At 61.4% G+C, this 14,828-nt stretch carries 9 protein-coding genes and 3 pseudogenes; 6 read left to right on the forward strand and 6 right to left on the reverse strand.

The window, feature by feature from the left end:
* The first annotated feature begins 54 nt into the window (after window positions 1–54).
* The 5 genes from PYH37_RS00870 (at window position 55) to PYH37_RS00890 (ending at window position 6,377) form a co-directional block, all read left to right on the forward strand.
* Entirely contained in the window at window positions 55–903 is an 849-nt protein-coding gene (locus tag PYH37_RS00870; RefSeq protein WP_280731587.1) for an SDR family NAD(P)-dependent oxidoreductase, read from the forward strand.
* Window positions 904–981: 78 nt separating this feature from the next.
* Entirely contained in the window at window positions 982–1,440 is a 459-nt protein-coding gene (locus PYH37_RS00875; RefSeq protein WP_280731588.1) for a (2Fe-2S)-binding protein, read from the forward strand.
* Window positions 1,441–1,446: 6 nt separating this feature from the next.
* Complete coding sequence (locus PYH37_RS00880) at window positions 1,447–3,600, forward strand: xanthine dehydrogenase family protein molybdopterin-binding subunit (RefSeq protein ID WP_280731590.1); 2,154 nt, start codon at window positions 1,447–1,449, stop codon at window positions 3,598–3,600.
* A gap of 2 nt (window positions 3,601–3,602) precedes the next feature.
* Window positions 3,603–4,244: an Isoquinoline 1-oxidoreductase subunit gene (locus PYH37_RS00885; RefSeq protein ID WP_280731591.1), complete on the forward strand. Its 642-nt coding sequence runs from the start codon at window positions 3,603–3,605 to the stop codon at window positions 4,242–4,244.
* Between the two features lie 360 nt (window positions 4,245–4,604).
* Window positions 4,605–6,377, forward strand: coding sequence for a monovalent cation:proton antiporter-2 (CPA2) family protein (locus tag PYH37_RS00890; protein WP_280731592.1), 1,773 nt, complete (start codon window positions 4,605–4,607; stop codon window positions 6,375–6,377).
* 41 nt (window positions 6,378–6,418) lie between these two features.
* Here the strand turns inward: PYH37_RS00890 and PYH37_RS00895 are convergent.
* Window positions 6,419–6,825: pseudogene (locus tag PYH37_RS00895) on the reverse strand (SDR family NAD(P)-dependent oxidoreductase); the annotation flags it as partial.
* Between the two features lie 2 nt (window positions 6,826–6,827).
* Between PYH37_RS00895 and PYH37_RS00900 the strand changes: the two are divergent.
* Window positions 6,828–6,957, forward strand: a pseudogene (locus PYH37_RS00900) (adenylate/guanylate cyclase domain-containing protein); the annotation flags it as partial.
* Between the two features lie 498 nt (window positions 6,958–7,455).
* Here the strand turns inward: PYH37_RS00900 and PYH37_RS00905 are convergent.
* From PYH37_RS00905 to PYH37_RS00925, 5 genes and pseudogenes are all read right to left on the reverse strand, one after another.
* Window positions 7,456–8,050: pseudogene (locus PYH37_RS00905) on the reverse strand (tyrosine-type recombinase/integrase).
* A gap of 153 nt (window positions 8,051–8,203) precedes the next feature.
* Window positions 8,204–8,833: a methyltransferase family protein gene (locus PYH37_RS00910; protein ID WP_280731593.1), complete on the reverse strand. Its 630-nt coding sequence runs from the start codon at window positions 8,831–8,833 to the stop codon at window positions 8,204–8,206.
* Complete coding sequence (locus tag PYH37_RS00915; protein ID WP_280731595.1) at window positions 8,830–11,949, reverse strand: efflux RND transporter permease subunit; 3,120 nt, start codon at window positions 11,947–11,949, stop codon at window positions 8,830–8,832. The genes PYH37_RS00910 and PYH37_RS00915 overlap by 4 nt, the downstream gene beginning before the upstream one ends.
* A complete protein-coding gene (locus PYH37_RS00920) occupies window positions 11,946–13,046 on the reverse strand; it encodes an efflux RND transporter periplasmic adaptor subunit (RefSeq protein ID WP_280731596.1) in 1,101 nt (366 codons plus the stop codon). The genes PYH37_RS00915 and PYH37_RS00920 overlap by 4 nt, the downstream gene beginning before the upstream one ends.
* Entirely contained in the window at window positions 13,046–14,491 is a 1,446-nt protein-coding gene (locus PYH37_RS00925) for an efflux transporter outer membrane subunit (protein WP_280731597.1), read from the reverse strand. Before PYH37_RS00925 ends, PYH37_RS00920 begins: the two co-directional genes overlap by 1 nt.
* Window positions 14,492–14,828 lie beyond the last annotated feature (337 nt).

Consider the following 14,828-nt stretch of genomic DNA (forward strand, 5'->3'; position numbering starts at 1 on the left):
GGCCACAGACTGCAGCCACGAGGCGACCGCAGTCACCTATGAGGAGATGTGACTATGAAGACTTGGCTTATCACCGGAGCCTCCCGAGGGTTCGGTGCGCGGATAGCACAGTTGGCGTTGGAGGGGGGCGACAACGTCGTGGCCACGGCCCGTAACGCGACATTGATCACCGACAAACTCGGAGAGCGATCGAATTTGTTGGCCGTTCCACTCGACGTGACGAACGCGGACCAAGCCCGCCAGGCGGTGAAAGCCGGTGTCGAGCGTTTCGGTGGGATAAACGTCCTTCTGAACAATGCTGGGTTCGGGTTGCTTGGTGCCGTCGAAGAGGCATCGGCGGAGGAGGTGGAGCGACTTTATCGAACAAACGTCTTCGGTCTGCTGACCGTCACCCGCGCGGTCCTTCCGCAAATGCGTAAGCAGAAGTCGGGCAGAATTCTAAACATCTCTTCGATCGGCGGTTATAGAGCCGCGACTGGCTTCGGAGTGTATTGCTCGACGAAGTTTGCAGTCGAGGGACTGTCGGAAGCTCTCCACGCAGAGCTCGCTCCGCTCGGTATACATGTATCGGTGATCGAGCCGGGCTACTTCCGGACGGACTTCTTGGATTCTTCCTCGCTGTCGATTAGCTCGGTTCGGATAAGCGACTACGACCAGACCGCAGGAGTGGTACGCGAGCGTGCCGCCAGGCTCAATCACAGTCAGCCTGGCGACCCGGAGAAATTTGCAAAACTCGTCGTCGAGTTCTCCGATGCGGTTGATCCGCCGGTTCGAATGCCTGTCGGAAGCGACACGATTGCCGCCATCGTGGCAAAGCACGACTCTGATGCCCGCATCATCTCAAAGTGGCGGCATGTCTCGATCTCGACCGATTTCGACGCGTCGCGTGCTGAAACCGTATAAATACGGTCAGCACTGTCGGTCCAAGACTACGCGCGTACTCGATCATCACTCCTCCCTCCGCACCGAAGGAGCAATTGTATGTCTTACGAACTCTCAATCAACGGTGAGAAATATATCGTCGATGTAGACGGCGACATCCCCCTTCTCTGGGTCATACGCGATACCATAGGTCTCACTGGCACGAAATTTGGCTGCGGCATCGCCATGTGCGGTGCCTGTACGGTGCATGTCGATGGCGTGCCCGTGAGGGCGTGTGTCATGCCGGTCGCCGATGCGGCGGCCAAGCCGATCACCACGATCGAGGCGATTGGCGAGACTGCCGAAGGCGCCCGTGTGCAGAAGGCCTGGCTCGACATCGATGTCGTCCAGTGCGGCTACTGTCAGTCTGGACAGATCATGTCCGCGGCCGCGCTCCTAGCTGCCAACCCGTCGCCGACCGACGACGATATCGACGCCGTCATGGCCGGAAATATCTGTCGATGCGGCACCTATCCGCGCATTCGCGCCGCTATCAAGCTCGCTGCAGCGGGGAGGTGATTTGCCATGTCCGTTCACGACAAACTCACCCTTCCGGTATCGCGCCGGCACTTCCTGATTGGTGCATCGCTGACGGGAGCGGGCCTCGTCATTGGCCTGCAGCCTTCGCCTTCGTCCGCTGCCGCAGAAGCCTTTGAACCCAACGCCTTCATTCGCATCCCCGCCGACGGCAAGGTTGTCTTCGTCATGCCGTCCGTGGAGATGGGACAGGGCATTTATACTTCGGTAGCTATGCTGCTGGCCGAAGAGTTGGAAGTCTCCCTGGATCAGGTGGAGCTGGAGCATGCGCCTGCTGATCCCACGCGGTATGCAAATCCCTTGCTCGGCGACCAGATCACCGGCGGCTCCATCGCAATCCGCGCTGTTTACGAGCCGATGCGCAAAGCTGGCGCTGCCGCCCGCATCATGCTGGTGAACGCTGCTGCGCGTGGCTGGGGCGTCGCGCCCGAGACGTGCAGTGCCGAGGCCGGGCATATCGTCCACGCCGCAAGCGGCCGCCGCGCCGCCTATGGCAGCCTGATACAGGCTGCGTCATCTGAAGCCGTTCCACAGGAAATGCCACTGAAGCCTGCGTCCAGCTTCAAACTGATCGGCCACTCCGTCCGACGCCTCGACAGCCCGGAAAAGGTCAACGGTACCGCGAAATTCGGCATCGACGCCCGTCCGCAAGGCGTGTCTTACGCGGCGATCGCAATCTGTCCCCACTTCGGCGGCAAACTGCGCGCGGTCGAGACCGGACCGGCCATGGCAGTAAAGGGCGTCAAACAAGTTGTCCGGATCGAGGATGCTGTTGCCGTGGTGGCCGACAACACCGGTGCCGCACGCAAGGGGCTCGCTGCTCTCGCCATCGAATGGGAGCCAGGCCCGAATGGCACTCTTTCGCTGGTGGACTTGGAGAAGCGGGCGGAAGAGGCGATTGACGGCAACGCCCTGCCGCACATCAACGAGGGCGATGTTGCAAAAGCCGAAGCCGAGCACGGACCTGCGCTGGACTTCGTCTACCGCCTCCCGATCCTCACCCATTCGGCAATGGAGCCGATGAACTGCACGCTGCACGTTCGCAGCGATGGTTGTGACGTGTGGGTTGGAACGCAGGTCATGGGGCGAGCACGGCAAGCCGTCGCCGATGTGACCGGGCTTCCATTGGAGAAGGTCGTTGTGCACAACCACCTGCTGGGTGGCGGTTTCGGGCGGCGGCTTGATGTCGACGGGATCATTTTGGCGGCGAAAATCGCAAAGCAGGTGGATGGCCCGGTCAAGGTCACCTGGAGCCGCGAGGAGGACATCCGCCACGACTGCTATCGCTACCTGAACTACAGCAAGGTCACGGCGACCCTGGGCGCCGACGGCATGCCCGTTTCCTGGCGTCACCGCGTCATCGGCCCTGCCGTAATGGCGCGCTGGCTGCCGGCCTTCACCCGCGATGGCATAGACCTCGACATCATGGCGGGCGCCGAAACCCCCTATGCGATCCCGAATAAATACACCGACTTCGTGCGCCATGAGGCTCCGCAGGGCATGTTGACGGGCAACTGGCGCGGAGTCGGTGCGACGCGCAATCTTCCCGCCATAGAAGGCGGCATCGACGAGTTGGCCCATGCCGCCGGCGTCGATCCGCTGGAATACCGCAGGCGCCTGCTTCAGCATAAGCCGCGCCTCCTCGCCGCGCTCGATCTTGCGGCGGAGAAGGCCGGTTGGGCAACCGCTCTTGCCCCCAGCAAGGGAAGAGGCATCGCGCTTTCGGAGGATTTCGGCAGTTTCGCCGCGATGATCTCGGAAGTGAGCGTCGGGGACGACGGAAGCCTAAAGACCGAGCGCATCATCTGCGCCGTCGACTGCGGCCAGGTCATCAATCCGGACACGGTCGAAGCCCAGATACAGAGCGGCATCATCTACGGTCTGAGCGCTGCTCTCTATGGACGCATCACTGTCGAGAACGGCGCCGTCGTGGAGGGCAACTTCGACGATTCTCCCGTTCTGAGAATAAACGAGACGCCGAAGATCGAGGTTCACATTGTGCAAAGTTCCGAGGCGCCAGGCGGCATAGGAGAGGTCGGCACACCGGGTGTCGCACCCTCGCTCCTCAATGCGATCTTTGTGGCAACCGGCAAGCGTCTGCGATCGCTGCCGATCGACCAAAACGATTTGCGGAGGGTGTGATCATGTTCAAGCGGATTTTCGCCATCACGCTCGTCGCCGTTCTCGCTGCGACCGGTATCGTTGCTGGTATGGGATCACTGCAAAGTTATGCCGAATCATCGGATGGTGGAGCCCTCAAGCCCGTCTCCGACTTTGATGCGATTGCGGACACTAACGCGCGCTCGAAGGCCATCTTCGAGGAGGCAAGCCGTGTCATGACGCATCCGCGCTGCATCAACTGCCATCCGGCAACGCGCAGCCCGACGCAGGGTGAAGACATGCACCCGCATGTGCCGTTTATCAATGCCAGCGAAAGCTCGCTAGGTCCGGCGGGACTTGTCTGCAGCACCTGCCACGGTGCCGAGAATCGTCCGGTGGTCGGCAGCCGCATGAAGTCAATTCCGGGGAATGCGCACTGGTCATTGGCGCCGGCCAGCATGGCGTGGCAAGGGCTGACGGTGGGTGAGATCTGCCAACAGGTGAAAGATACGAGCCGGAACGGCAATCGTTCCCTTGCCGATCTCATACGCCACATGGGCGAAGACCATCTGGTCGGCTGGGCCTGGCACCCTGGCGAAGGTCGCAGTGCTCCTCCCGGTTCGCAGGAGACGTTTGCCGCATTGATCGCTACCTGGGTCAGCACCGGTGCCGAATGTCCCAATTGAGGGGCTGAGGGGCACAGGGATGCCAATCATCATTTCGCGGGGAAACCGCCAGTTCAAGGGGTATCTTAGTGCTTGCCGGACCGAGCTGACAGCTCCATCACCGGCTGCCCCTGCGGCCAACGGTGCGGCAGTCCTGAGCGTGGCTAGACGGGAAACGGCGCTCTTCAGCATGGGAAGCTTTCGCATGTAGAGTTAGGTGAAATGTTGCACCATTGAAAAAACGTATGCATCACGGAAGCTTGCCAGATCAACTTTGCGACCTGATCGACTCGATCGACGCGGGGTGAGACAGGTAATCCGCCAAAATTGAAATCTCGGCGGCGCAGGCTTAGGAGCCGCGACGGAACGGGGAGTGCATAAGTGTCTTCTGAATCCCACGGCATCGATCTGCTGCCGGTGATCGGCCTGCTCGGTGCGGCGATCGTCGCGGCTCCGTTGTTCAAACGCCTGGGGCTCGGCTCCGTTCTGGGTTATCTCGCCGGTGGTGTGGTAATAGGCCCATTCGGAATGAGACTACTCGATGATCCGGCATCAATCCTCCAGGTCGCCGAGCTCGGCGTCGTCATGTTCCTCTTCATCATCGGTCTGGAGATGAGACCCTCGCGGCTGTGGGGATTGCGGCGCGAGATCTTTGGCCTTGGAGCCGCCCAGGTCGGGCTGTGCGCCGCCTGTCTCACGGCCATCGGCGTGTTCACTGGTTTTCCGGTCGCGCCCTCATTCGTCGCGGGCGCAGGTTTCGTCCTGACATCGACCGCGATTGTGATGCAACTCCTTGGGGAGCGCGGCGAGATCTCGACGCCGAAGGGGCAGAGGATCGTCTCGATCCTCCTGCTGGAAGACATGTCGATCGTGCCCTTGCTCGCCCTGGTCGCCTTCCTTGCCCCAATCGTTCCCGGTGGGGCGATCGCGAGCCCAGGCATCGACTGGTTAGCGATCGGCGTCGGGATCGCTTCAATTGCCGGCCTGGTCCTGGCCGGACGCTATCTCCTGAATCCACTGTTCGGCCTAATCGCGAGCGCCCAGGCGCGCGAGGTCATGACTGCCGCAGCGCTACTGGTCGTGATCGGATCCGCCTATGTGATGCAACTTGGCGGCCTGTCGATGGCGATGGGCGCGTTTCTCGCTGGCGTACTCTTGTCCGAATCCACGTTCCGGCATCAATTGGAAGCCGATGTCGAACCGTTTCGCGGCATCCTTCTCGGCCTGTTCTTTCTCGCCGTGGGGATGTCGCTCGACCTTCGCGTCGTTGCCCGCAATTGGCAGATAATCCTCTTCTATGTCGCGGCCTATATGATCGTTAAGGCGCTGGTCATCTACGTGGTCGCACGGCTGCTTAGGTCCTCCCATTGGGAGGCGATCGAGCGGGCGGTGTTCATGGCGCAGGGCGGCGAGTTCGCCTTTGTACTCTATACGGCTGCACTTTCCGCCGGCATCATCACCATCGAGCAGAGCGCCATTTTGACGGCCATCATCATAATCTCGATGGTGTTGACACCGTTGGTTATCGCGGCCTTGAATGTCGTGGAGAAGTCGATCCCCGCTTCATTGGAGGGGGTGCAGCGACCGGAGAACCTGAAGGGAACCGTCCTGATCATCGGTTTCGGCAGGGTGGGGCAGATTGTAAGCCAGTTCCTGCTCGATCACGGTCATGACATTTCCATCATCGACATCGACGTCGAGATGATCAATACGGCGCGGGAGTTCGAGTTCGAGGTCTACTATGGCGACGGAAAGCGGCTCGATATACTGCATGCAGCCGGCGCAGGGCGCACCGAGGCGATCGTGGTCTGCGTTGACCGGGCTGAGGACGCCACGCAGATCGTTGAGCTCGTGAAGGCGGAGTTCCCCCTTGTCCCGGTTCTGGCGCGCGCAACTGATCGCCGTCATGCGCTCGACCTCGTCAAGGCAGGTGTCGATTTCCATATTCGCGAGACATTCGAATCGGCAATGCTTCTCGGCCAAAAGGCGCTGGAAACGCTAGGCGCGGAGCTGCATGAAATCGACGGCATAGCGGGTAATGTCCGCGATCGCGACGAGCAGCGTTTCCAACTGGAAATTGTGGGTGGCCTTTATGCCGGACGTCCGATGTTCCGCGGCAAGCGCGAGCAGCCAGAAATCGCGCCAGAAGTCTGAGGCGAATTCACAACCTCTTGTTAGTCCATGACGGTTCGGGGTTCCGGGATGGAAGCCGGGCTGATCGCCAGCGAGCTGTCATGCAGGAAGTCCGTGCGGAAAAAGCCGGGCTCGAAGATCGTCACCTTGATGCCGAGGGGGCAACCTCCGCTGCCAGCGATTCCGACAGGCCTTCGACCGCGAACTTCGTCGACCCATAGACGCCCCAGCCCGGATAGCCAAAGTAGCCGCCGATCGACGAGAAGTTCAGGATATGGCCCGAGCGCTGGCGGCGCATGTGCGGCAGGACGGCGCGCGTAACCTTCAAGACCCCGAAGACATTGGTGGCATAGAGGGCCTCGATCTCGCTTGCCGTTGCTTCCTCGACTGCGCCCAACAGCCCGTAGCCTGCGTTGTTGGCGAGCACGTCGATGCGGCCGAACCGCTGGACGGCGAGTGCTGCTGCCTCAGATCTATCTCGGCATGCACTCCGGCGACGTGTTCTACGGCAACATCGGCAGCGACGAAAGGCTGGACTTTACCGTGATCGGCCCGGTAGTGAACGAAGTCTGGCGGATCGCGGCGAGTTGCAGGGCTTTGGGGCGTCGCTGCTGGTGTCGGAAAACTTTCGTGCGCTGCTCGCTGACAGAGATGCGGAGTATCTGGCCGATGTCGGCACTTTCCAACTCAAGGGAGTACGGAATTCGAGACGGCTCTATGCCCCGCAAGATTGAGGTCGTGGGCGGCGCATGCTCGTGCATTCGGCATCGATGCTTGATTGAACGGCAAAATCCCACACGAGGGTGATGAGTCTTGGAGTCCACGAGTATTCAGATTCTTCGATCCAGATGGGCACTCGTCGAAATACCGGAACGGCAGCTACAGCCGCTGTGGTCGAAATCCCAACAGCCGCAAGGGCCTTTTGTGGCTTCAGATCGAATGTCCGTTCCAACCGCTTCTCGGAACAGGATTGCTCGAGCGACCGCTTTCCCCCATTGCGGCAATTCGGGATGGATTGAGCGGATGGCCGCTTCGGGTCGAACTTTCTCCTCGGCAGGCCAGCGGGCGGCGCTTCGACGCGAAGCGCCGCTATTGAGCGCTACAACTCCCCTTGCTCAGAAATTGCCAAGGCATCGTCGACCCGATCCCGAGGTACTGCACGGTGCTCTCCAGCTGCTTGTGGCCGAGCAAGAGCTGGACGGCGCGCAGGTTGCCCGTCTTCTTGCAGATATGCGCCGCCTTAGTCCGTCTCATCGAATGTGTGCCGTAACACTTGGGATCAAGGCCGATGCTCGACACCCACCTTTCGACGATCCTGCCATATTGCCGCGTCGACAGGTGCGTCTTTGCGTGCACGCGGCTCGGAAACAGGTAATCCCGTTCACCGAGCCTGCGACTTCCAATCCATGCAGCGATGGCCTCCCCTGTCTGATCGGTCAATTCGAACTGCACTGGTCGGCCGGTCTTCCGTTGAATAACGATCGCCCGGTCGCGAACCCTCCCGGAAATCGCAACATCAGCAACTGAGATCGCGACGAGATCACAAGCTCGCAATTTGCTGTCGATCGCGAGTTGAACAGCGCCAGGTCGCGTACCGCACCCCACATCTGGAGGCGGGTTCGGATGGCCCAGACCTCCTTCGGCTTCAATGGAGGCTTCTGACCGATTATGCGGCCCGAGTTCCAGCTAGTCATAGCCTTTCTCCCAAGAGCCACCCTCCACTGGCGCAGCGCTCATCCTTCAAGCAGGGCTAGTCATACTTCGTCTTATACCGTCCCTTGCGGGCGGGAAAGCCCGAAGCCACCCCGCACGGGGCACGGGGAGGCTTTTGGGCGTCCGACCGCTGATCAGGGGAGGGTGACCGCGGCCAACACATAGCCTTGGGTGTGGAGGTACTCGAAGAACTCTGAAATCGGGACAAGCGCCACGATGAAGAGCGCGTCTCGCATGGTCACTCGTAGCGCATTAGGCGAAAAGTTCCGTTCCGGGCCCCGTTGGAAACCTGAAAAGTCCGGCCAAAACAGCGGCGTGCCACGGGCGTAGTCGTCGAATTCCCTGCCGAAGACATGCGACAGATATGCCGCCTCTCGGTTCGCGGTGTACAAGAAAACAAAATACGCCAGAATTGTGAAAAATGCCGCTATCAGAATTGAACCGAAGACCAGCCCGACTCCGAAGATCGCCAGCAGAGAAAAGAAGTAAAGGGGGTTGCGGGTGATCGAGTAAGGCCCTTGGGTCACGAGCTCGGAATTCTTTCTTCCGCCCACGTAAAGGATCGACCAGATCCGCCCGATCACCCCAGCGATGACTAGTAATGTACCGGTCTGCTCAAGAATACTTTCGAGCAGACTATAGCCCGGGCGGATTGGGCGGCTGACGAGATTGAGAATCATGAACGCCGTCGCGAGCGCCCAGAGCAGAAGAATTCTCACTTTCTGTCTGAATGGCCGTTCCGGCGGCGTTGCAAAGTGGGTCATTGATCTACTTCCGTGTAAGATTTGAATTTTTTGGGACGAATTGAGCAGGCAAGCGGTCCTTCATCTTGTCTTCCTTGGAAGATCCGCTTGAGAAGCAGCAGGAAGTCATCGACGAAGGTGAAGATGATAGGGATGACGACGAGGCTGAGTACCGTGGAAGTCAGCAGGCCGCCGATGACGACGATCGCCATCGGTTGCCGGAAACTCGCATCGCCGCCGCTAAGGCTCAACGCCACCGGGAACATGCCGCCGCTCATGGCGATCGTAGTCATCACGATTGGGCGGGCCCGCTTGTGGCATGCATCGACGAGGGCGTCGAACCGAGACATACCGCCGCGCCGCCCTACAATCGCGTATTCGACCAGCAGGATCGAATTCTTCGTCACGACGCCCATCAGCATCAGCAGGCCGATCACCACCGGCATCGAAAAGCTCGTGCCGGTCAGCACAAGAGGCAGCAAGGCGCCCCCCAGCGACAGCGGAAGCGCCGTCAGGATCGTCAACGGCTGCAAGAAGTCATGGAAGAGTAACACCAGCACGGCATAGATGCAGAACACGCCGATCCCCATCGCGATGGCGAAGTTGTCGAAGAGTTCGGAGCTTCGCTGCAGTTCGCCCTGTTCGATAAGCTTGACGCCGTCCGGAAGGTTCTGCAGGGCAGGCACTGCCTGCGCCTCACGGTAGACGTCACCGAGGATGCGGCCGTTGAGCTCGACCGACAGCGTGACGTTTCGCAAGCGGTCGATGCGGCTGATCTCCGACGGGCTGCCGCCGATGCGGATGTCGGCGACCGAGCCGAGATCGACGCTGCCCCTGATGCCGGCAACACGGAGATTGGCGATGTCGTCGAGTGCCGTCCGGTTTCTGGGATCGAATCGGACGCGGATCGGAAGCTGACGCTGTGGCAAGTTGAGCTTGGCGAGTGCGGAGGAATAGTCGCCGTTCGTCGCCACGCGAACCGCCTCGGAAATCGCTTCTGCCGTAACGCCGAGGGCGGCGGCGCTGTCGAGGTCGGGGACGATCTGGATTTCCGGGGCCTGCAGGGAGGCGCTGGAGGTCACCGCTCCGATGCCCTGGAGGGTGCGCAGTTGCTCTTCGAGCTCGGCCGCCGCCCGGTCGAGTGCATAGGCATCGTCGCTCGCGAGCGTGATGTCTAGCGTCGTGCCATTGCCGCCCGTGCCCACCCCGATCCTGGCGCCTGGGAGAACGGCAAGCGCCTGCCGGATGTCGTTTTCGATCTCGGCCTGCTTGCGGCTGCGGTCGCCGATCTTCTTCAGGTCGACGACGAGTGAGGCGGTCGCCGTGTCGATCGTCGCCGAGGAAGCGATAAGGTCGCCCGACGAGGCGCTACCGACCGCGGAGAACACGCGTGTGACGTCCGGCAGATCGGAAACGATATCCGCCGCTCGCCGTGTGGTCGCGTCCGTTTGTTGGATCGTGCTGCCGGGTTGCAGTGTCAGGGTGACCTGCGTCTGCGCGTCGTCCGATGGTGGCAGGAAACCGGTGCTGAGCATGGGAACCATCGAGAGGGATAGCCCGAGGAACAGGCAAACGCCGAGAATGGTCAGATTGCGATGATGCAGGCAGGTTGTGACCACGGTCATGTAGGCGCGCATGATCCGGCCATCCTTTGCCTCGACGGGGTGCGCCTTCATCATGTAGGCGGCCATCATGGGCGTGAGCAGGCGCGCGACGACCAGTGAGGCGAGGACCGCCACGGCTGCTGTCACGCCGAACTGGCGGAAGATCAGGCCTGGAATGCCGCTCATGAAGGCGGTCGGCAGGAAGACCGCGACGAGCGTCAAGGTCGTGGCGATGACGGCAAGGCCGATTTCATCGGCAGCTTCGAGCGCAGCCTCCTTCGGCGGTTTCCCCATTTGCAGGTGGCGCGCGATGTTCTCGATCTCGACGATGGCATCGTCGATGAGAATGCCGACCACGAGCGAGAGCGCGAGCAGCGTGACCGTGTTGAGGCTGAAATCCGCCAGATACATCACAACGAAGGTCGGGATGACCGATAGCGGCAGCGCCACCGCCGAGAGAAAAGTCGCCCGCCAGTCGCGCAGGAAGAGCCAGACCACCATGACCGCGAGAATCGCGCCCTCGTAGAGCATGTGCATCGAGCCATCATAATTTTCGACAATCGGCCCGACCGTGCTGTAAGCCTTGACGATCTCGACATCGGGATTGGAGGCAGCAAAATCCTGCATGGCCGCGTCGATGGCAGCCGCGACTCCCGTGTCCGAAAAGCCGTTCGATCGTTTGACTTCGACAGCGATCACACGTTCGCCATCGAGATAGGCGATCGACGACCGGTCGGCAAAGCTGTCCGTCACTGTGCCGATCTCGTCCAGCCGCACCAGTTCGCCGCTCGGAAGGGGGATCGCGAGCGCCTTCAGTTCCTCGATTGAGGAAACCGCCCCGAGTGTGCGTATCCCCTGCTTGCCGCCGCCGATCTCCGCTCGACCGCCCGATGTGTCCGACTGCACGGACTTGAGTTGTGAGGAAACGGTCGCCGCGCTAAGGCTGAGCGCGCTCATGAGTTCGGGGTTGAGGTCGATGTGCACTTCACGGTCGATGCCGCCGATCCGGCTGACCTCGCCGACGCCGGATACGGAAAGCAGGGCTTTCGTCATGTCGTTGTCGACGAACCAGGAGAGTTCCGTCTCGTTGAGGCGCGTGGAGCGCACCGCGTAGGTGAGGAGAGTGGAGCCCTGCACCGTCACTTTGGTCACGCCCGGTGCCTGCATCTCGGAAGGCAGATCGCCGCTCGCGCTGTCGACCGCATCGCGCACCTCGTTCAATGCTTCGTCGCTGCTCTTTCCAAGCTGAAACGAGACATTGATGGTGACGCTCCCGTCCGTGACCGTCGTCGTGATGTGGTCGAGGAGGCTCAGCGAAGCGAGCCTGTCTTCGATCTTGCGCGCGACTTCCGTTTCGAGCTGGGCCGGTGCGGCACCTTCAAGCGAGGCGCTGACCTGAATCGTCGGCAGGTCCATGTCGGGAAAATTCTGCACCGGGAGCCGGTCAAAGGCGAGCAGGCCGCCGACGGTCAGCAGGATGAACAGCAGGATCGCGGGAACCGGATTGCGAATCGACCAGGCGGAAAAGTTCATCGCGCTTCTTCCTGTTCGAGCTGAACGAGCGCGTCACCGACCACCCGGACGAAGGCCTTGTCTGAAAGGAAAGCGCCGCCCGCCATCACGATCTCGGCCGAGCGGTCGAGGCCCGAGAGGATTTCCACTTCACTGCCATTGCGGCGGCCGGTTTCCACACGAACCCGGGAAGCGCGCTTATCTGCGTCCACGGTGAAGACGTAAGAGATGCCGTCACGCAGGATCAGCGCCGTCTCGGGCACGGTGAGCGCCGCCGTGGTCTCAAGTTCGATCTGGCCGGTGACATAAAGGCCGATGGGCGGGCGCGCCTGCTGCGGCAGCGCCACATAGGCGAGCGCCCGTCCGGTATCGGTGCTGACCGTCGGGCCGACGAGCCGAACTGTCCCTTTGACGCGTCGTTCACCGGGACCGACGAACGTAGCGGTCAGGCCTTCCTTGATGCGAGGCAAATAGCGTGCAGACACTTCCGCCTGCCATTCGACGCGCTGTTGGCGGATCATGCGGAACAGTTCCGTGCCGGAGGAGACGACCGCGCCAAGCTGGGCCGAGCGGGATGTGATCAGCCCATCGTCCGCGGCCATGACGGTTGTCTTGGCAAGCTTGATCTTTTGGCTTTCCAGCGAGGCTTCGGCGGATTCGACACCGGCGATCGCCGTCTGCTCGGCGATCAGGTATTCGTTGATCTTCTCATCCGAAAGCGCGCCGCTTCCCTCCACCTTGCGTGCCCGGCCGGCATTCGCCCTCGCCTTGGCGAGGTCGGCCCTGGCGCTTGCCAGCGCGGCCTCCTGGTAATGCAGTTCAGCGCGCACCGATTCGTCGGCAAGCCGGCCGAGGGGCTGACCTCGAGAGACAACCGATCCGACATCGACAAGGACATCGGTCACACGCAGGCCATCGATTTCCGCAGCGATGACCGCCTCGTGCCATGGTTTCAGCGAGCCGCTGGCCGGTATAGTCTCAGGCCATTGGCGTTCTGCAGGCTTTGTTACGGCGACGGTAAGCGCTGCTGCCTCGTTCTGTTGCGCGAGCACAGGCGCCGCGGCCGAAACGAGCTTCACACCGAGGAAAAGGGCAACAAGAAGGGGTTTCGCTCGCATCAGAGCTGATCTCCTTTTGGTTTTTTCTGGAGAGTTCCAGAGGCCGCGGCGCTCGTATTCCAGCCGCCGCCGAGTGCTTTGTAGAGGGCGATCCAGTAGCGCACGGAGTCGCGGCGGATCTCGACGAGCGAAAGTTCTGCCGACTGCGCCGACCGCCGGGCAGTCTCACGGTCGAGAAGGCTCGCGCCGCCCGCTTTCCAGTTTGAATCCACGGCGTTGAAATAGGCGCGGTAGTTGTGCGCCGCGACCGTGGCGTGGCCGATGCGCCGTCGCGTGCTGTTGATCCGCACGAGCGCGGTTTCGACTTCGGCGACTGCATCCAGCACGCCTGATTTGTAGGCGGCCACTGCCAGGTCGTAGGCGGCTACCGCGCTTGCCACCGCCGCGCGGCGCGCACCGCCGTTGAAGAGCGGGATTGAGAGGGCCGGGCCAAAGGACCAGGGCGCCGAAGTTCCCGTCAGCGAAGAACTGCCGATCGTCACCGAGCCGCCGAGGCTGAGGCTCGGATAGAGATCGGCTTTGGCCGCTCCGACCTCGGCGAGTGAAGCGGCGACTTCGAGTTCCAGCGTGTTGATGTCAGGGCGTTGCCGCAGGGCATCGGCCGGCACGGCCGCGACGCTGAAGGTTTTCGGGGTCGGAATGTCCGACCTGCCTTTCACCAGAAGGTTTCGCACACAAGGCTCGTCGCCGCCGGTAAGGCGGGTGAGTGACTTGATGAGAAGTTCGCACTCGGCGCGCTGCGCAGTGAGTATCGAGGCGGAGGACGCAGCGCCCGCCCGGGCCAGTGCAAGGTCGCTGCTCGACGTGAAGCCAGAGGCCGCCGCCGTATCGGTTGCCCGGATCGTCTCGCGCTGCGAGGCTACTTCGGCGGTATATGTACGCTCTAGCTGCCGGCAGGCACGGTATTGCACATAATAGTCCGCCACCTCGGCGGCGAGCGATACGCGCGCGCCGTGCCAATCGGCGATCCTTTCGTCAACCCTCAGCCGTGCTGCCTCGCTTTTCTGCCGCACTTTGCCGAACAGGTCGATCTCCCAAGAGGCGTCGAGGTTGCCGCTCGTCAGCGTGGATACCGCAACTTCGCTGGCACCGTTGCCGCCAGTGCCCGAGCGCGCGAGCGAAGCCGAGCCGCTGAGCCCCGGAAAGAGGTTCGAATGTGCGGACGCCAGCGTGGCACGGGCGCTCTCGATCTCAGCTGCTGCGGCTTCGAGGCCGGGGCTTTTGGATTGTGCCATTGCGATGAGGGTTGTCAGCGACGGATCGCTGAAGGCCGACCACCAGGACACAAGATCGCTGGTCCGGCCGCCATGCGGGAAAGTCGCATGCCAGACATTTGCGATCTCAACGTCGGGTTTCCTGAGATCGGCTACGGCCGTGCAGCCTGAGACGACTAGCCAGGCGGCAATGCTGCCGATGCCGACGATTCTACGATGGGCCGCCTTCATTTACTGTGCTCACAATCCCGTACTTTCCTGCACGGGATGTAGCGGATCGAATGTGAGACGGGGTCGAAGATCGATTAAGATAGATTAAGTTTGATGTCGGGCGGTACCGGGCAGAAAGGCACTCCGGCTCCAGAGTTGCTCGGGCAATCGTATTATCCGGCGTTGCTCCCGCGGATGCGGCTTAACAACTCTTAACAAGAGGAAACCCAAGCCAACGACAGAATCGAATTAGTTCCGCCAGAGATATCTCGAAGGAATCTGGCTGTGAACTATGAAGGTTTGCTACTGCGGTCACCACGTCGGGCGAACAGGCTTCGGAGCGGAAGCGGTATTCACG

The sequence above is a fragment of the Sinorhizobium numidicum genome (genome assembly GCF_029892045.1).
Lineage (GTDB): Bacteria > Pseudomonadota > Alphaproteobacteria > Rhizobiales > Rhizobiaceae > Sinorhizobium > Sinorhizobium numidicum.